At 67.4% G+C, this 17,792-nt stretch carries 18 protein-coding genes, 1 tRNA gene and 1 pseudogene; 14 read left to right on the top strand and 6 right to left on the bottom strand.

Translation table 11 applies throughout. The features are described from left to right. The first annotated feature begins 91 nt into the window (after nucleotides 1–91). Genes QR64_RS14325 through QR64_RS14370 form a run of 10 tightly spaced genes read left to right on the top strand, consistent with a single transcriptional unit; the run spans nucleotide 92 to nucleotide 10,085 of the window. Complete coding sequence (locus tag QR64_RS14325; protein ID WP_006551898.1) at nucleotides 92–856, top strand: MlaE family ABC transporter permease; 765 nt, start codon at nucleotides 92–94, stop codon at nucleotides 854–856. Nucleotides 857–872: 16 nt separating this feature from the next. Next, nucleotides 873–1,721, top strand: coding sequence for an MlaE family ABC transporter permease (locus QR64_RS14330; RefSeq protein ID WP_024102955.1), 849 nt, complete (start codon nucleotides 873–875; stop codon nucleotides 1,719–1,721). Between the two features lie 10 nt (nucleotides 1,722–1,731). After that, on the top strand, nucleotides 1,732–2,910 hold the full coding sequence (locus tag QR64_RS14335; RefSeq protein WP_039585834.1) for an MCE family protein: 1,179 nt from the start codon (nucleotides 1,732–1,734) through the stop codon (nucleotides 2,908–2,910). A gap of 2 nt (nucleotides 2,911–2,912) precedes the next feature. Next, a complete protein-coding gene (locus QR64_RS14340) occupies nucleotides 2,913–3,932 on the top strand; it encodes an MCE family protein (protein ID WP_039585836.1) in 1,020 nt (339 codons plus the stop codon). Continuing rightward, nucleotides 3,929–4,987, top strand: coding sequence for an MCE family protein (locus QR64_RS14345; RefSeq protein WP_019290089.1), 1,059 nt, complete (start codon nucleotides 3,929–3,931; stop codon nucleotides 4,985–4,987). Before QR64_RS14340 ends, QR64_RS14345 begins: the two co-directional genes overlap by 4 nt. After that, on the top strand, nucleotides 4,984–6,312 hold the full coding sequence (locus QR64_RS14350) for an MCE family protein (protein WP_039585837.1): 1,329 nt from the start codon (nucleotides 4,984–4,986) through the stop codon (nucleotides 6,310–6,312). Before QR64_RS14345 ends, QR64_RS14350 begins: the two co-directional genes overlap by 4 nt. Continuing rightward, nucleotides 6,309–7,526: an MCE family protein gene (locus QR64_RS14355; RefSeq protein WP_039585839.1), complete on the top strand. Its 1,218-nt coding sequence runs from the start codon at nucleotides 6,309–6,311 to the stop codon at nucleotides 7,524–7,526. The genes QR64_RS14350 and QR64_RS14355 overlap by 4 nt, the downstream gene beginning before the upstream one ends. Continuing rightward, entirely contained in the window at nucleotides 7,523–8,935 is a 1,413-nt protein-coding gene (locus tag QR64_RS14360) for an MCE family protein (RefSeq protein WP_039585841.1), read from the top strand. Before QR64_RS14355 ends, QR64_RS14360 begins: the two co-directional genes overlap by 4 nt. Then, nucleotides 8,935–9,447 (top strand): hypothetical protein, encoded by a 513-nt coding sequence (locus QR64_RS14365; RefSeq protein WP_039585843.1) that lies wholly within the window; start codon nucleotides 8,935–8,937, stop codon nucleotides 9,445–9,447. Before QR64_RS14360 ends, QR64_RS14365 begins: the two co-directional genes overlap by 1 nt. Beyond that, complete coding sequence (locus QR64_RS14370) at nucleotides 9,444–10,085, top strand: hypothetical protein (protein ID WP_039585845.1); 642 nt, start codon at nucleotides 9,444–9,446, stop codon at nucleotides 10,083–10,085. Before QR64_RS14365 ends, QR64_RS14370 begins: the two co-directional genes overlap by 4 nt. A 10-nt stretch (nucleotides 10,086–10,095) precedes the next feature. On the opposite strand, the gene QR64_RS14375 is transcribed toward QR64_RS14370, so the two are convergent. Together QR64_RS14375 and QR64_RS27060 are read right to left on the bottom strand one after the other, a co-directional pair. Continuing rightward, entirely contained in the window at nucleotides 10,096–11,607 is a 1,512-nt protein-coding gene (locus QR64_RS14375; RefSeq protein ID WP_039585848.1) for a trehalose-6-phosphate synthase, read from the bottom strand. A gap of 85 nt (nucleotides 11,608–11,692) precedes the next feature. Further along, a complete protein-coding gene (locus QR64_RS27060) occupies nucleotides 11,693–11,902 on the bottom strand; it encodes a hypothetical protein (RefSeq protein WP_016692417.1) in 210 nt (69 codons plus the stop codon). Between the two features lie 195 nt (nucleotides 11,903–12,097). Between QR64_RS27060 and QR64_RS14385 the strand changes: the two genes are divergently transcribed. From QR64_RS14385 to QR64_RS14395, 3 genes are all read left to right on the top strand, one after another. Further along, nucleotides 12,098–12,898 (top strand): alpha/beta fold hydrolase, encoded by an 801-nt coding sequence (locus tag QR64_RS14385; RefSeq protein WP_006551886.1) that lies wholly within the window; start codon nucleotides 12,098–12,100, stop codon nucleotides 12,896–12,898. A 220-nt stretch (nucleotides 12,899–13,118) separates the two neighbouring features. Further along, nucleotides 13,119–14,510, top strand: coding sequence for a lysine N(6)-hydroxylase/L-ornithine N(5)-oxygenase family protein (locus QR64_RS14390; protein ID WP_039585850.1), 1,392 nt, complete (start codon nucleotides 13,119–13,121; stop codon nucleotides 14,508–14,510). Beyond that, nucleotides 14,507–14,743 carry an MbtH family protein gene (locus QR64_RS14395; RefSeq protein ID WP_006551884.1) on the top strand — a complete coding sequence of 79 codons (237 nt, stop codon included), beginning with the start codon at nucleotides 14,507–14,509 and terminating at the stop codon, nucleotides 14,741–14,743. The genes QR64_RS14390 and QR64_RS14395 overlap by 4 nt, the downstream gene beginning before the upstream one ends. Before the next feature lie 336 nt (nucleotides 14,744–15,079). On the opposite strand, the pseudogene QR64_RS14400 reads toward QR64_RS14395, so the two are convergent. After that, a pseudogene (locus QR64_RS14400) lies at nucleotides 15,080–16,477 on the bottom strand (threonine/serine exporter ThrE family protein); the annotation flags it as partial. Between the two features lie 145 nt (nucleotides 16,478–16,622). On the opposite strand from QR64_RS14400, the gene QR64_RS14405 reads away from it, so the two are divergent. Beyond that, nucleotides 16,623–16,697 (top strand) — tRNA-Thr (locus QR64_RS14405). A gap of 32 nt (nucleotides 16,698–16,729) precedes the next feature. Here the strand turns inward: QR64_RS14405 and QR64_RS14410 are convergent. The 3 genes from QR64_RS14410 to QR64_RS14420 all read right to left on the bottom strand — a co-directional run bounded on the left by QR64_RS14410 (nucleotide 16,730) and on the right by QR64_RS14420 (nucleotide 17,695). Then, nucleotides 16,730–17,017, bottom strand: coding sequence for a hypothetical protein (locus tag QR64_RS14410; protein WP_039585854.1), 288 nt, complete (start codon nucleotides 17,015–17,017; stop codon nucleotides 16,730–16,732). An 85-nt stretch (nucleotides 17,018–17,102) separates the two neighbouring features. Continuing rightward, nucleotides 17,103–17,330 carry a hypothetical protein gene (locus QR64_RS14415; protein ID WP_019290082.1) on the bottom strand — a complete coding sequence of 76 codons (228 nt, stop codon included), beginning with the start codon at nucleotides 17,328–17,330 and terminating at the stop codon, nucleotides 17,103–17,105. A gap of 122 nt (nucleotides 17,331–17,452) precedes the next feature. Next, nucleotides 17,453–17,695 (bottom strand): hypothetical protein, encoded by a 243-nt coding sequence (locus tag QR64_RS14420; protein WP_052227313.1) that lies wholly within the window; start codon nucleotides 17,693–17,695, stop codon nucleotides 17,453–17,455. Between the last annotated feature and the right edge of the window lie 97 nt (nucleotides 17,696–17,792).

The raw sequence follows: 17,792 nt of genomic DNA on the forward strand, positions 1-17,792 counted from the left end.
GTGAACACGTTCTAGTTAATATGACCCGGGTCACAGCACACGCCATCGATCGGCCGCGCGCCGACGACGTGAGGATCGAAGGGGGTACACGATGGTAGACCTCCTCGAGGTTCCCTTACGGGCCGTCGGCGGACTGTTCGCCATGACCGGCGAGACCGCCCGGGCGGCCTTCCGTCGCCCCTTCCAACGGCGCGAGTTCATCGACCAGGCATGGTTCGTCGCACGCGTCTCGCTCGTGCCCACCGTGCTCGTCGCGGTGCCGTTCACGGTTCTGGTGAGCTTCACCCTCAACATCCTGCTCCGGGAGATCGGCGCGGCCGACCTCAGCGGAGCGGGTGCGGCCCTCGGCGCGGTGACGCAGGTGGGTCCCATGGTCACGGTGCTCATCGTCGCCGGTGCCGGCGCCACCGCGATCTGCGCCGATCTCGCGGCGCGCACCATCCGCGAGGAGATCGACGCGATGCGTGTGCTCGGCATCGATCCGATCCAGCGTCTCGTCGTGCCCCGGGTGCTCGCGTCCACCGTCGTTGCCCTACTGCTCAACGGTCTCGTGTGCACGATCGGCATCCTCGGCGGGTTCGCCTTCTCGGTCTTCCTCCAGGACGTCAACCCCGGCGCGTTCATCAACGGCATCACCCTGCTCACCGGCTTCGGAGAACTGATGATCTCCCAGGTCAAGGCGGGGCTGTTCGGCATGATCGCGGGGCTGGTCGCGTCCTATCTCGGTCTCAATGTCAAGGGTGGAGCGAAGAGTGTCGGCGACGCCGTCAACCAGACGGTCGTGTTCGCGTTCATGGCGCTGTTCGTGGTCAACCTCCTCGTCACGGCCGTCGGCATCAAGCTGACCGCGGGATGAGGGGAGCGGAGATTTCATGGCAGTGATGTCCTGGCGCTTCCCCCGTGCGGTTCGGCGCATGACACGTGCGTCGTCCACCGTGGACCGGGTGGGGGAGCAGGCGCTGTTCTTCGGGCGCGCCCTCGCGACGGTCCCCCGGGCGCTGATGCACTACCCCAAGGAGACGGTGCGTCTGGTCGCCGAGATCAGCATGGGCACCGGCGCACTCGCCGTCATCGGCGGCACCGTCGTGATCGTCGGCTTCCTGACGCTCTTCACCGGCGGCATCATCGCCGTGCAGGGCTTCAGCTCACTCGGCAACATCGGTGTCGAAGCGCTCACCGGCTTCTTCGCGGCCTTCATCAACGTGCGTATCGCGGCCCCGACGATCGCCGGCATCGGGCTGGCGGCCACCATCGGCGCCGGCTCCACCGCCCAGCTCGGCGCCATGCGTGTCTCCGAGGAGATCGACGCGCTCGAGACCATGGCGATCCCGTCCATCCCGTATCTGGTGTCCACGCGCGTGCTCGCCGGGATGATCGCGATCGTCCCGCTGTACTCGCTCGCCGTGATCGCCTCGTTCGTCGCGAGCCGCTTCGCGACGGTGGTGCTCTACGGCCAGTCGGCGGGCGTGTACGACCACTACTTCACGACCTTCCTGATACCCACCGACATCCTGTGGTCGTTCGTCCAGGCCATCGTGATGGCGATCGCCGTGATGCTCATCCACACCTACTACGGTTTCACCGCAGGTGGCGGCCCCGTCGGTGTGGGTGTCGCGGTCGGCAACGCGGTGCGGGCCTCGCTCGTCGCGGTCGTCACCGTCACCCTGCTCATCTCGCTCGCCGTCTACGGCGCGACCGGCAACTTCAACCTGTCGGGGTAGGGCGCGCGACATGGACACTCCTTCGTGGAAGAAGAAGTTCGCCGCCTTCGGTCTCGTGGGCGGCCTCGCCGCGATCGTCGCGGTGGCACTGACGATGTTCGCCGGTGGGTTCACCTCGACGGTCCCGCTCACCGTCACCTCGACCCGGTCGGGTCTGGTGATGGAACCCGACGCCAAGGTGACGATGCGCGGCGTCGAGGTGGGCCGCGTGGCGTCGATCGAGCACACACCGGCCGGTGCGGTCCTGCATCTCGACATGCAGCCCGGGCAGATGCAGCTCATCCCGTCGAACGCACGGGTGGCGATCGAATCCACCACCGTCTTCGGTGCCAAGTTCGTCGACATCGTCGTCCCCGACGATCCGTCCTCTGTTCCGATGCAGGAAGGCGCCGTAATCGCGGCCGACAACGTCACCGTCGAGTTCAACACGGTCTTCGAGCACCTGTCCGACGTGCTCGCCCAGATCCAGCCCGAGAAGCTCAACGCCACCCTCGGCGCGCTGTCGGAAGCGCTCAACGGACGCGGCGACGCCCTCGGTGCCGCCCTGGCCGAGGCCGATGCGTATCTCGCCGAGATGAATCCGTCGCTGCCGCAACTGCAGGCCGACCTCGTCTCGGCTGCGCAGGTGACCGACGTCTACGCCGACACGGCCCCCGACCTCATGACCACGATCGGCAACGCCACCGACGTCGGCAACACCGTCGTCGACGAACAACAGCAACTCGATCTGCTACTGATGAACCTCACCGGTCTCGCGAACACCGGACGGGACGTCCTGGGGGAGAACGAAACACAGTTGACCACCGCACTCGACAGCCTGAGCCGCACCACCGGTCTGCTCGGTGAGTACTCGCCGCAATTGACCTGCTTCATCGTCGGTCTCAACGACGCCCGGGTGGCGTTCGAACCGATGGCCGGCACCGGGGAGTACGCCGCGCTGATGCTGAGCACCAGCTTCATGGGTGGCGCGACGCCGTACAACGACGCCCAGGATCTGCCCGTGGTCGGCGCGACCGGCGGACCGAACTGCTGGGGCCTGCCGAACTTCGACCCGCGCCGCGACGGTCACGCGCCGTTCGTCGTGTCGAACACCGGCGAAACGCCCTACAAGCCCGCAACGGAAGCCTGGATCCGCTACCCGACGATCTTCCAGTACCTGTTCGGCGACCATCTCGCGGGCGGGCGGTGACCATGAGAGCGACCACCGTCAAGTTCCTGATCTTCGCCGTCACGATGACGTTGATCTTCGCCGGGCTGGCCGTCGTGTTCAGCCAGGCGCGGTTCACCGGCACCGAGAACTACCGGGCCACCTTCACGGACGTCTCCGGTCTCGGTGCCGGCGACAAGGTCCGCATCGCCGGGGTGCAGGTCGGTTCGGTGAAGAAGATCGACATCGGCCGCGACAACACCGCCGAGATCGAGTTCGACGTGGATGCGAAGCACACGCTGTTCACCGGCACCCGCGCCACCGTGCGATACGAGAACCTCGTCGGCGACCGGTATCTCGAACTGCTCGAAGGTGCCGGCAGCGTCGACGTCCTGCCCGCCGGTGGCAACATCCCGATCGAGCAGACCGAACCCGCCCTCGATCTCGACCTGCTCCTCGGCGGGTTCAAGCCGCTGTTGCAGGGCCTCGACGCGCAGCAGGTCAACGACCTCTCCGGAGCTCTGTTGCAGGTCTTCCAGGGGCAGGGCGACACGCTCGTGTCGCTGCTGGGGAACACCAACTCGTTCACCAACTCACTCGCCGACCGCGACCAGCTGATCGGCGACGTCATCGACAACCTCAACGCCGTCCTCGGCACGATCGACGATCACGACCGCGAGTTCGAGAACACGATCGAACAGCTGCACACCCTGGTGGGCGGGCTGTCCGCCGATCGTGATCCCATCGGCGCGTCGATCCCGCCGATCGCCTCCGGCACCGCGGATCTCGCCGCGCTGTTGCAGAACAACCGGCCCGACTTGCAGACGGTCATCGCCGAGACGAACCGCACCATGACCCAGCTCGACCTCGGCAAGGATGACATCAACCGCACGCTCGAACGCCTGCCCTCCGACTACAAGAAACTCATCCGCGTGGGTGCATACGGAAACTTCTTCCAATTCTTCCTCTGTGCCAATACTTTCAAGTTCTCCGGACCGGACGGCACCACCATCCGGTACACCACGGCGAACCACGACACGGGAAGGTGTGCGAAGGTCGAATGAGTGCACCCCGTGACCCCAACTACATCCGCACGGGCATCATCGGCCTGGCCGTGTCCGCCGCGATCGTTCTCGCCGGTCTGCAGTACGACCAGCTGCACTTCCTCTCCGGGGGCCTGAGCTACTCGGCGCGCTTCCAGGACGCCGGCGGTCTGGTGCCCGGCGACGACGTCATGCTCGCCGGCGTGAACGTCGGCGACGTCACCGAGGTGCGCCTCGACGGTCAGGCCGTGCTGGTGAGTTTCCGCATCCGGGACGGTATCGGGCTCGGCGACACCACCGGAGCCGACATCAAGACCAACACCGTGCTCGGCCGGAAATCGCTGGCGCTGCGCCCCGGTGGCGACGGTGTGATGCGCCCGAACTCGATCATCGGTATCGAGCACACCAATTCGCCGTACTCACTGACCGACGCACTCGGCGATCTCACGACGACCGTCTCCGAACTCGACACAGATCGCATCAACGACTCGCTCGACGCGCTGTCGCAAACCCTCGAGAACACCCCGCCCGAGATCCAGGGCGCCCTGGAGGGCATGACCCGCCTGTCGCAGTCGATCAACGCCCGCGACGAGTCGTTGCACCAACTGCTCGAGCGTGCCGAGAGCGTGACGGGCATCCTGGCCGAGCGCAGCGACCAGGTCAACGCGCTCATCGTCGACGCGAACGCCCTGTTCGGCGAACTGAGCCTGCGCCGCGACGCCATCACCGAACTGATCGCGAACATCTCCTCCGTCTCACGTCAGCTCACCGGGCTCGTGCAGGACAACCAGGCGCAGATGGCACCGACACTCGAGAAGCTCAACCTCGTGACGGCCAACCTGCAGGCGAACAAGGAGAACATCGCCGGGGCGCTCGACGGCCTGGGCCCGTACATCAGCGCACTCGGGGAATCCGTCGCCAGCGGACCGTTCTTCAACGCCTACGTGTCCAACATCCTGCCGGCGCCGTGGTGGAAGGCCATCGTGGACAGCCAGGTCGCGCCCGATCTTCTCCCCGAGGATCTCCAGGACGTGATCCCGGACGGGCCCCCGACTATCAAGAGGGACGGCGAATGAGTACCGATACCGCCCCGACGACCGCCCGCCGTCGCCCACCCCTGCTGGTGCCGGTGATCATCGGCGCCGTCGTCGTGCTCGTGCTCGGCGCCCTCGCCGTGTTCGTCCTGCCGGACCTCGGCAAACGCACGATCCACGCCGAATTCGCGTCCACCAGCGGCCTGTACGAGGGCGACGACGTGCGGGTGCTCGGCGTCTCGGTGGGGCGCATCAGCGACATCGAACCCCGCGACGACCTCGTACAGGTGACGATGAAGGTCGACGACGGCGTCGAGATCCCGTCCGATGCGAGTGCCGTCGTCATCGCGCAGAGTCTCGTCTCGGCGCGCTTCGTCCAGCTCACCCCTGTGTACTCGGGTGGCCCGACGATCGAGGACGGCGCGACGATCCCGATGCAGCGCACGGCCTCTCCCGTGGAGTGGGACCAGATCAAGACCGAACTGATGCGATTGTCCGAAGCGCTCGGTCCCGAGGAACTCGATCCGCAGGGATCTCTCGGCCGGTTCATCGACACCGCGGCCGAGAATCTCGAGGGCAACGGGCAGACCGTGCGCGAGGCCCTTCGGGAGCTGTCGGACACGATGCGCACGCTCTCGGAGGGACGCACCGATCTGTTCTCGACGATCCGCAACCTGCAGACCTTCGTGTCGGTCCTCTCGTCGAGCAACGAACAGATCGTGCAGTTCGGCGGTCGTCTCGCGTCGGTCTCGGACGTGCTCGCGCAGAGCTCCGACCAGCTCGGTGTCTCCTTGTCCGAGTTGAACATCGCCGTCGGCGACGTACAGCGGTTCGTGCAGGACAACCGGGCCGAGCTCACCGAATCGGTGGAGCGGCTGGCCGATGTGACCGAGGTGCTGGTCCGCAAACGTCCCGAGATCGAGCGGGTGCTGCACTCGGGCCCGACCTCCCTCGCGAACTTCTACAACATCTACAAGCCCGCGCAGGGTTCGCTCACGGGCGCACTCGCGATCAACAACCTCGCCAACCCCGTGGAGTGGATGTGCGGGTCGGTCGCGGCCGCCGCCAACGCGACCTCCGAACGCAGTGAGGAACTGTGCCGCCAGCAGCTCGGACCGGTGCTGTCGTCCATCAACGCCAACTACCTTCCGCTGCTGGTCAACCCGCTCGCCGGTGTGCAGGCCTTCGACGGCGACATCGTCTACTCCGAACCCTGGCTCGAAGGGGCGTCGGAAGGACGCGGCACCGCACCCGGTCCGTCGCTGTCGGAAGCGGCGTCGCCGCTCGACGGGATCCTCGGCGGCCTGCCGTCGCTGCAGGTCCCGCAGGATCTGGGTTCTCTGCTGCAGCCGGGAGGAGTGCGATGACCGGCCGCTCGATGTTCCGCCGCCTGGGCGTCGCGGCCACCGCGGTCGCGGTGAGCACGACGCTCACCGCCTGCGAGTGGGACGGACTCAACTCGATTCCCATGCCCGGCAGCGCCGGCCGCGGGGAGGGTGCCTACGAGGTGCAGATCGAGATGCCCAACGTGACGACCCTGACCCAGAACTCGCCCGTGCGGATCGACGACGTCACCGTCGGGTCGATCTCGGGGATCGAACTCGACGGCTGGCACGCGCTCGTGACGGTCTCGCTCGACGAAGGCGTGATCGTTCCGGCCAACTCGCTCGCCCGGATCGGGCAGACGAGCCTGCTCGGATCGCAGCACCTCGAACTGATTCCGCCTGTCGGCGAACCCCCGGAGGGCCGGCTCGAGGACGGCGACGTCATCCCGCTCGAACGCGCCGGTGCGTATCCGACCACCGAACAGACGCTCTCGTCGTTGTCGGTGGTGCTCAACGGTGGTGGACTCGCGCAGATCAACGACATCACCACCGAGTTGAACGCGGCGCTCGTCGGCCGGGAGGACTCGATCCGGAACCTGCTCCCGCGCCTGGACGAACTGGTCTCCACCCTCGACACGCAGCGCGGTGACATCATCGCCGCGCTGGAGGGCATGGACCGTCTGGCGGCGACCGTGAACGACCAGAACGCGACACTCGTCCGGGCTCTCGAGGAACTGCCGCCCGCGATCGAGGTGCTGGCCGATCAGCGCTCGAACCTCACGGCCGCGATGAGTTCGCTCGGCGAGCTGAGCACCGTGGCCAGCCGGGTCGTGGAGACCTCGAACGACGACCTGAAGGCGAATCTCGAGGGGCTCGCGCCGACGTTGAAGGCCCTGGCCGATTCGGGCAGTGCCCTGACCGAGGTGCTCGGTGTGCTGCTCACCTATCCCTTCCCGCAGGCGGGCATCAACAACATCATCCGCGGCGACTACGCGAACCTCGCGATGACGATCGACCTCACCCTCGACCGCCTCGACCTGAACTTCCTGTCCGGGACGCCGCTCGCGGGACGCCTCGCCGGCCCGGAAGGCATCCTCGGCCGCGACGCGGGACTCGCCGCACAGGCGACGGACCCGTTCCGCGCACCGCTCGAACCACCCCCGCCGCCGCCTCCCGGTCCCGAAGGGAAACTGACGATCCCCGGCATCGGTGAGATCACCATTCCCGGCCTGCCTCTGGGGGTGCCCGCACCATGATGCTCACGCGGTTCGTCCGCATCCAGCTCACGATCTTCGCGATCCTCACGGTCGTCGGACTCGTCGTGATGTCGCTGATGTACGTGCGGCTGCCCGCCCTGTTCGGGGTCGGGCGGTACGAGGTGGTCGTCGAACTCCAGTCGACCGGCGGCCTGTACCCGCATTCGAACGTCACCTACCGCGGCAACACCGTCGGCACCGTCCGGAGCGTCTCGCTGTCGCCGGTGGGCGTCGAGGCGAAGTTGTCCATCGACAGCGACGCGAAGATCCCCGCCGACGTCGACGCGGCCGTGCGCAGCGTGTCGGCGGTCGGCGAACAGTACGTCGATCTCGTGCCCCGGGCCGACGGCTCGGGCGGCGAACGTCTGGCCGACGGCGACGTGATCCCGATCGACCGCACGACGGTGCCTCAGGAGGTCGGTGCCCTGCTCGACCAGGCCGATGTGCTGCTCGCCTCCATCGGTGACACGCGACTGCAGACGGTGGTCGACGAGGCGTTCGACGCGTTCAACGGCTCCGGACCCGAACTGCAGGAACTGATCGACTCGACACGCCTGTTCGTGCAGGAGGCCTCGGCGAACAGCGCCGAGACACGGCAGTTGATCGACCAGATCGGTCCGCTGCTCGACACGCAGGTGGTCACGAGCGACGCGATCCGGTCGTGGACACGCGACATGGTGACCTTCACCGATCGTCTGCGCGAGAGCGATCCCGACCTGCGGGCCCTGCTCGACGTCGGACCGGGTGCCGCCGCCGAAGCCGAATCGTTGCTGCAGGACCTGAAACCGACACTGCCGCTGCTGCTCGCGAATCTGGTCAGCGTCGGCGAGGTGGGCGTCATCTACAACGCCGGCATCGAGCAGATCCTGGTGCTGTACCCGCCGATGACGACGGCCCTGATCACCGCGGCCGGCGACGGCCCACCGGAGGACGGTGCCGTGGTGGACTTCCATCTGCAGCTGCACGATCCGCCGCCGTGCCTGGCCGGTTTCGTGCCGCCGGAACAGTGGCGCAGCCCGGCCGACACGTCCATGGTCGACACCCCGGGCGACGTCTTCTGTCAACTGCCACAGGACTATCCGAACGCGGTCCGCGGCGCCCGGAACCTGCCGTGCATGGAGTACCCGGGCCGTCGCGCACCGACGCCCGACATGTGCCGCACCGGGTACAGCCCTACCTATTCGGACAATCCGTGGACCGGGCCGCCCACGCCGGTGGCCTCGGAGAACGTCGCACCCACACCCGCCTCCTACGGCGGGGGAGACGACACGGCTCCCGCCGGGGTCGCGGCGCGACGGATCGATCCGCAGACCGGGACGTACATTGGTCCCGACGGCACCGTGTACACGCATGCCGATCTCGGTGGAGATCGGAGCTTGGAGAGTTACATGAAGGCGCAGCAGGGCTGATGGCAGACGAGATCGACAAGAAGACGAAGCCGAGATGGGCCAAGCCCATCGCGATCATCGCGTCCGTTCTGGTGATCGCACTCGTGGCGGTCGGGGCCTGGCTCATCGTCGACCGGCAGTCCGCGAACGAACGCGACGAGAAGCGGGAGGCGTACCTGCAGGCCGCGCGGCAGACGGTGCTCAACCTGACCACCATCAACGCCGATACCGCCGACGCCGACGTCGCACGTCTGCTCGAAGGCGCGACGGGTGACTTCAAGGCCGAGTTCGAGGGCCGCGAAGGACCTTTCGTGGAGGTCGTGCAGCAGGCCGGTGTCGACACCACCGGTGAGGTCCTCGAGGCGGGGATCCAGAACGAGGACGGCACGTGCGCGTCGTCGCTCGTCGCCTCCCGCGCGATGGTGAGCAACGCCGACCAGACCGAACCCGAAGCGCGCGACTTCCGTCTGCGGGTGACGATCTGCGACGAGAACGGCAGATTGTTGGCGTCGAAGGTGGAGTTCGTGCCGTGACCGACGAGAAGGACGATCGCGTGACGCTCGACAAGACCGACGAAGCCGTGTCCGGCACTGTGTCCGACAAGACCGAGGAGACGGGCGGATCCACCGCCGCCGCCGAGACCTCGGCCGCCGCCGCCTCGGTCCCGGACGCGACTTCGGATCCGAAGGCCTCGTACCTGCCGCACATCGCGATCGGATTGTCGATCGTGGCACTGGTTTTCGCGGTCCTGGTGGGGTGGCTCGCCTACGGCACCGTCCAGCAGTCCGCCGCCGAGACGGCGCGGACCGACGCGCGGGTCGCTGCGGAGGAACAGGCGGTCGCGATGCTCGCCTACACCCACGATCAGGTGGACGCGCAGACCGAGGCCGCTGCGGAAGGCCTCACCGGCGACTTCCGCGACGAGTACACGAATCTGATGAAGAACATCATCGCGCCGGGCGCCAAGGAGAAGGCGATCAGCGTGCAGGTGAGCGTGCAGGCGTCGTCGGTGGTCTCCGCCGACGCCGACAGTGCCGTGACCCTGCTGTTCCTCAACCAGATCACGACGAGTTCGGAGAACCCCGAAGCGGTGAGCAGCGGCAGCCGGGTGCGCGTCGAACTCGAAAAGCAGGACGGGCGTTGGCTCGTCAGCCGGCTGACGCCGATCTAGGAGAGAGCCGTCAGGTGGGGTCGGGTTCGCCGGCCTCACCCGGCGCGATCAGCGCGCGCCCGGCGGCATTGGTGTTGGCGAGAGTGTCGAGGAACGAACGGGCCCAGCGGTCCACATCGTGCGTGAGCACCTGACGGCGCAGCGCACGCATCCTCTTGCGGCCGTCCTCGCGCGGCACCTCGATCGCGGCCTGGATCTTGTCCTTGACGTCCTCGAGGTCGTGCGGGTTGCACTGGAACGACTGTCGCAGTTCGGCTGCGGCACCGGTGAACTCGCTGAGCACCAGCGCGCCGCCGAGATCGCTGCGGCACGCGATGTACTCCTTGGCGACGAGATTCATACCGTCGCGCAAGGGGGTCACGAGCATGACGTCGGCCGCGACGAAGAACGCGATGAGCTCGTCGCGGGGGACCGGCCGGTGGATGTAGTGCACCACCGGACGCCCCACCTCGGCGTACTCGCCGTTGATGCGGCTGACCGTCCGCTCGATCTCGCCGCGCATGTGGACGTAGGAATCGACGCGTTCCCGGCTCGGGGTCGCGAGCTGCACCATCACGGTGTCCTTCGGGTCCATGCGACCCTCGGCGAGGAGTTCGTGCACCGCGTCGAGCCGCACGTCGATGCCCTTGGTGTAGTCGAGCCGGTCGACGCCGAGCAGGATCTTCTTCGGGTTGCCGAGTTCCTTGCGCAACGCCTTGGCGCGATCGCGGATGGCCTTGCTCCGCGACTGCTGGTCGAGCCGGCCCGATTCGATGGAGATGGGGAAAGCGCCGACGCGCACCGAGCGGAAGCCGACCTGGACCACGCCGAGCTTGGACCGGATGCCGATGTTACCGCGTGAGGTCTGGGCACCTGCCAGACGTCGGGCGAGATACAGGAAGTTCTGGGCACCCCCGGGAAGATGGAAGCCGATGAGGTCGGCGCCGAGGAGACCCTCCACGATCTCGGTGCGCCACGGCAGCTGCATGAACAGCTCGATCGGCGGGAACGGGATGTGCAGGAAGAAGCCGATCGTCAGATCGGGACGGAGCATCCGCAGCATCTTCGGCACCAGCTGCAGCTGGTAGTCCTGGATCCAGACGGTCGCGCCCTCCGAGGCGGCCTTCGCGGTCTCCTCGGCGAAGCGGCGGTTGATCTCGACGTAGGAGTTCCACCACTCGCGCCGGTACTCCGGACGCACGATCACGTCGTGGTAGAGCGGCCACAGCGTGGCGTTGGAGAACCCCTCGTAGTATTCGGCGATGTCCTCGGTGCTCAACCGCACCGAGTGCAGGGTCAGCCCGTCCTCGACGATGACGCCTGACTCGGCGTCGGCCACGCCGGCCCAGCCGACCCAGGCGCCGTTGTTCGAACGCAGGATCGGCTCGAGTGCGGTGACGAGCCCGCCCGGACTGCGCTTCCAGCGGGTGGTGCCGTCGCGAAGCCGTTCGAGGTCGACCGGCAGGCGATTGGCGACGACCACGAAGTCCGACCCGGCGTGCGAGTCGTGGTTCCCCGCTGCGTCCGCTTCGCCTGCTGTCACGTTGTGGTCCTCTTTCGGGGCCGGTGCCGTCGCCGGCCCGGCAGTGTGGGTGCCGACATCGGCACCGGGATGGGTGTCGAGCTCGTCAGTGCTTGTCGCTGGGACCGATGCCGAGCATCGACAGCAGCATGCGGCACTCGTCCGCGTTCTCTGCGTAGGCAGCGACGACTCGCTGCGCCTGTCGTGCGGTTTCGTCGGCGACGGGTTCGAGATCCTCGTCGGCGATGTCGTTCGCGGTGGTCGGGTCCGCGGCCATGATGTCCTCCCGGGGTCGCTGCTCTGTGCGAGCACGCATCGTCCTTCGACTCTAGGAGAATCGGACAGCTCGCCGCCACCCGCCTTCCGAGGGCGGTCCTGGCACGGTCCTGCACGTCTACGTCGCGGTACCGTAGGACGGTCGTGCAGTAGGTACACCGTGTGTGTTTCCGGCGCACGACGTCACAGCGCCGACCCGCGGCGCACAACCGCGCTCTCGTCGAGGAAGGTATTCATGCCCATTGCCACCGTGAACGGCATCCCGCTGAACTACCAGGTCAAGGGAACGGGCGATCTCGTCGTCCTCATCATGGGAACGGGTAGTCCGGGGCGCGTGTGGGATCTGCACCAGGTGCCCGCGCTCGTCGAGGCCGGCTACCGGGTCGCCACCTTCGACAACCGCGGCATCGCACCGTCGGGCGAGAGCCTCGGCGGCATGACCATCGACGACCTGGTGAAGGACACCGCCGGCCTGATCGAACTGCTCGGCGGCCCCGCCTACGTGATCGGCACGTCGATGGGTGCGCGTGTCGCGCAGGAGCTGACGCTCGCCCGTCCCGAACTCGTCCGCAAGGCCGTTTTCCTGGCCGGTCACGCCCGCATGGACCAGTTCCAGCTGACGCTCACCGAGGGCGAGCGGCAGCTCTACGACAGCGGCGTCGAACTGCCGCCGAAGTATCAGGCCGCCGTCACGGCCGTGATGAATCTGTCGCCGGCCTCGCTGGCCGACGAGCACACCGCCCGCGACTGGCTCGACGTCTTCGAGTTCAGCGGCGGAAAGGTGTCGGCGGGCGTGCGCGCGCAGCTCGGCATGGACCGGGAGTTCGATCGGCGCGCGGCCTACCGCGGCATCACCGTGCCGTGCCTGGCCGTCGGATTCGCCGACGACCGGATGATCCCGGCCTATCTGTCGCGCGAGGTGGCGGACGCCATTCCGGGTGCGCGCTACGAGGAGATCCCGGACGCGGGGCACTACGGCTATCTCGAGCGGCCCGAGGCGGTCAACAAGATCCTGGTGGACTTCCTGGCTTCCTAGAGGAGTCCCTTCACACGGGAAATCGGCAGGCGGGCGCGGTGGGATCGGCGACGATCCACCGCGCCCNCGACGAAGGTCCCTGTGATCCGGGAGATCGGGACGTCCCGCGGACCGTCGGGCACTGGTACGCTCACCGAACAAAGGTTAGCCTGAGCTACCTTCGAGTCTCGTACGAACCGATCACGGGCCCCTCCGGACCCCCTAGTACGGAAGTTGAGTGATGACCGACCGTTCCAGCCTTGTCGCCGATGACGCGGGGAGGTCGGAGGGCAACTCGCAAGGAGACGTCTTCGACCTCGTCGGTATCGGTTTCGGCCCCTCGAACCTGGCGCTCGCGATCGCCGTCGAGGAGCACAACACCGACAACCGCTCCTCGGCGATCCGGGCACGTTTCTTCGAACGTCGGTCGGCCTTCGCCTGGCACCCGGGCATGCTGCTCGAGGGCGCCACGATGCAGATCGCGTTCCCCAAAGATCTGGTCACCTTCCGCAACCCCGCTAGCTCGTACAGCTTCTTCTCCTACCTGCACGACCGTGGCCGTCTCGTGGACTTCGTCAACCACCAGACCTTCTTCCCCACACGTCACGAGTTCCAGGACTATCTGCAGTGGGCGGCCACGCGCGTCGACGCCGACGTCCGCTACGGACTCGAGGTCGTCTCGGTCGAGACCGTCCGCAACCACAACGGGGTCGCCGATCTGTTCGCCGTGCGGACCGCCGACGGCGCCGTCGTGTACGCGCACAGCGTCGTGGTCGGAGTCGGACTGCGTGCCCGGCTCCCGAAGTGGGCGACCGAGTCCGCCCGCTGCTTCCACAACCACCACTTCCTCTTCCACATCGAGGACATGCCGGAGCCGCAGCACCAGCGCTTCGTGGTGGTCGGTGCGGGGCAGAGCGCGGCCGAGGTCGTGCAGTACCTGCACACGCACTACCCGCAGGCCGAGGTCCACAACGTCTTCAACCGCTTCGGGTACAGCCCGGCCGACGACAGCCCGTACGCGAACCGCATCTTCGACCCGCAGGTCGTCGACGAACTGCACGCGGCCCCGCTGTCCGAGCGTGAGCGTCTGCTCGCCCTGCACCGCAGCACCAACTACTCGGTCGTCTCGCCCGAACTCATCGAGGCGCTCTACGCGACCGAATACCGCGAACGGGTGAGCGGTCGTCGCCGCTTGTTCATGCGTCGTGCCTCGGAGGTCGTGTCGGCGATCGAGAGCGAGGCGGGAGTCACCGTCGAGATCCGCGACAATCTCGAAGGCGACACCGAGACCCTCGAGTGCGATGCGGTGGTCCTCGCGACCGGCTTCGAGCCCACGCCTCTCGCGCCGCTGCTGGGTGATCTCGCGCCCGAGGCACCCGTTCTGTCCGTCGCCCGCGACTACCGTCTGCCGCTGCCCGAGAACGTCACGGCCGACGTCTACCTGCAGGGCGGAACCGAGAAGACACACGGTCTGACCGCGTCGTTGCTGTCCAACGCAGCGATCCGCGCGGGTGAGATCCTGACCTCGATCGTCGAACGCCGAGAGCTCCGTCTGCCCGGAGCCGGGGGAGGAATCGACGAGCTTGGTAGGATATCGGACCATCACACCTACGCAACAAGTGAGGCGAGATGAGCACGAATCCATTTGACGACGAAGACGGCCGCTTCTACGTCCTCATCAATGATGAGGAGCAGTACTCGCTGTGGCCGACCTTCGCCGAGGTTCCGCAGGGGTGGCGGGTGGTATTCGGCGAAGAGTCGCGCGCCGCTTGCGTCGAGTACGTCGAGCAGAATTGGACCGATATGCGTCCGAAGAGCCTTCGCGACGCAATGGAAGCCGACGAGAAGGCCCGCCAGGGCAGCTGAACGCTTCCGTCAGATCCGCCGAGAGTCACGCCCGCGCCGAAAGCGCAGCGTGGCTCTCGTCGTTTGTACGGACGATCCTGCCTCCCGGCCCGACGACGACCCGTGTGGGTCGAGAGGTATCGGGCCCGTGGCCAGGGGACCCGACGCGATCGGGCCCGTCGGTATCGGGCCGGTGGCGATCGGACCGGTGGCGATCGGTCCTGTCGCGATGGGGCCCGTCCCGGGAGCTGTGGGTATCGGGCCGGTGTGCAGCGATCCCACCGGGATGGGGCCCGTGGCGGGGCCGGGCGCCGGACGCCACACCGGGCGGCTCTTGTCGAGCCGGATCCGGGGGATCCGCCGCAGCTGCGGGCGACGCAGCGCGCCGACGCGGAGGACACCGCGCGGGTTGCGCGTGCGGCGGGCGAGCCATTCACCGAGCGTGACACCCGCGGCGAGCGCGCACCCGATACCGAACGCCGAGAACAGCGCCGTCATGCCGGTAGCCATCTGATTGCGGAGCATCGCGTACAGGCCGCGATAGAGGGCGAGACCGGGCAGCAGCGGCGTGATGCCGGCGACCGCGACGACCAGCGGTGGCGTGAGCGCGCGGCGGGCCATCAGACCACCGGCGAAACCGATGACGGTCGCGGCCAGCGCCGACGAGATGATCGGACCGAGCGACAACCCGAGCGCGAGCTGGTAGCCGAGGCTGCCGGTGGCGCCGGCGAGCGCGGCGACCGTGAGAGCGCGACGTTCGGCGTAGCAGGCGACGGCGTAGAACAACGCCGCCGCGGCACCGGCGAGGATCTTCGTCGGCAGCTGTGTGAGGTCGGGAAGTGCCTCGTAACTGATGAGAGGGAGTTCGGCGCCGAACACCGACGCGACCCGCAGGGTCGTCGCGACACCCGCGACGATGCCGCCCGTCATCATCAGCACTTCGAAGAAACGCGCCGACGCCGTGATGGGGGCCCCGGTGATGGCGTCCTGCACCGAACCCACGAGCGACAGACCGGACAGCAGCACCGTCACGCCGGCCGCGATGATGAGTCCCGGTGACACTTCGATCCCGATCGTCTCCCGTATCCCGTACAGCGTGATCGCCGGGGCTGTCGCGACGATGCCGCCCACCAGATGCTGGAAGAAGAACGGCAACCCGGCCGCGTTGAGTTTGCGGTTGACGCGGTCGATCACGAACGTCGAACCGAAGGCGACGAGCGCAACCAGCGCGTCGCCGCCGAGGAGCACGGAGATCGAGGCGGCCATCGCCGACCACGCGATCGTCGCCACCCAACGGTTGTACGGATGCGCCTTGGTGGTGATGGCGAGCAGTTCTTCGTGCGCCTGCGCCGGGGAGATCGCGTCGCGGCGGACGCGGCGGGTCAGACGGTCGACGGCCGCGAGCCGCGTGAAGTCCATCGAGCGGTAGTGCACCACCCGCATCGTGCTCGACGGCGGCATGGTCGGTCCGCGATAGGCCGACAGCACGATCGAGTTGTAGGTGACGTCGACGTCGCACTGCGCCAGACCGTAGGTGGCAGCGACGAACCGCACCTGTTCGGCGGTGTCGATCGCGCCGGTGCCCGAGGCGAGCAGGACCTCACCGACACGCACGGCGACGTCGAGCGCCTCGGCGACCACTGCATCGTCGGTCAGATCGATCGGCTGCAGTGGCGCCGGCGCCTCGGTGACCGCGTCGATGGTCGCGCGGCGGGTACCGAGAACCCGATCGAGGAAGTCGTCGAAGCGGCTCACCGTCCGCGGCCTCCGGTACGGCTGGGGGAAACGGGGAGGGTGGGCATGCAATCCACCGTAACGAAGGCGGGTGGGTGCGCGCCGAGAGTGTGACGCGCTATATGATGGCGTCGCTCACGCGTCGTCCGCGACCGTCGAGTTCTGTGCCTCCTTAGCTCAGTGGTAGAGCACTCGCCTTGTAAGCGAGCGGTCGTCAGTTCAATCCTGACAGGGGGCTCCAGTAGGGCCCGTCGCGTACCGCGCGGGCCTGTTTCATCCGGTGCTGCTGTGAACCGCTGCGAAGACCACGAACACGGCGAACAGTGCCGCGACGCCGAGGCACGCACCGATCAGAGCTTCGCGGCGATGCGTCGCCGTGCCCCTGTCGACCCGTTCGAGACCGATCCATCCGCACACCACTGCGACCAGACCTGCGGGGATCGCGACGAAGTCGCCGATGACGGGTACGAAGGCGAAGACGAGCGCGACGATCCCTGCGGTCAGTGCCGTGTTTCCGGCGCCGTTGCGGGGCGGGACCGGGGTCAAGCGGTCTGCGGTCATCGTCCCTCGATCCGGGAGGCACACATGCACGGGCGGGTGTTCGCCCGGACCGGATCCCTGTCCCGTCGAAGGCGAGAAGGACAATTTACATCGGAAGACGGGGCTCCGGGAGGGTTGCCGGGCCGTTGCCGTCCTGCTCCGGCCAGTGGTGTTCACCGAGGCGGCGTGCTCGGCGCTCGGACAGGTCGATCACCGGCGCAATCGTGTGCGGCGCCTCGTGGAGGTCGTGCGCCGCGGCGACGCGCCCGAATACGAGGGCGACCACCGGGGATGCCGTGAGCCATCCGAGCAGCGGCCAACCGATCCAGGTCATATCCGGAGAACGGTTCGGGCGCACGGAGCGTCAACGGATCCGCCGCAGTTCACCCGGTTGTTCACCCTCCGCATGTCACTGCAGGGGCGTGTGAATACGGAAGTGACGAAATGGATCGGATATCAGGACTTCGAGGATTCGAATGCGTCCATATCGACGAATATCAGCCGTCCGTCGTCGAGCGCCACAGCCCAGCGGCGCACGCGCGCCCAGTCGCGACCCAGCTTGTCGCCCACGGCTTCCTGTGCTGGACCGAAGTCTTCGACGATCGTGCCGGGACAGGCCCTGGTGCCCGCGACACCCGCGCGTACGACGACCTTCGAGCCCACAGCAGGCTTCGGGGGAGTATTCGACGATCCGGCCATAACTCGAATCATGCCATCAGTGGAAAGAATCGACCGGGCAAACACGGATTATCCGCATCGGACGAATGTGGCGATTCGGGTGGAATATCCCTTTCGT

Origin of the sequence: Rhodococcus sp. Chr-9, assembly GCF_000801125.1 — a bacterium.
GTDB lineage: Bacteria > Actinomycetota > Actinomycetes > Mycobacteriales > Mycobacteriaceae > Rhodococcus > Rhodococcus pyridinivorans.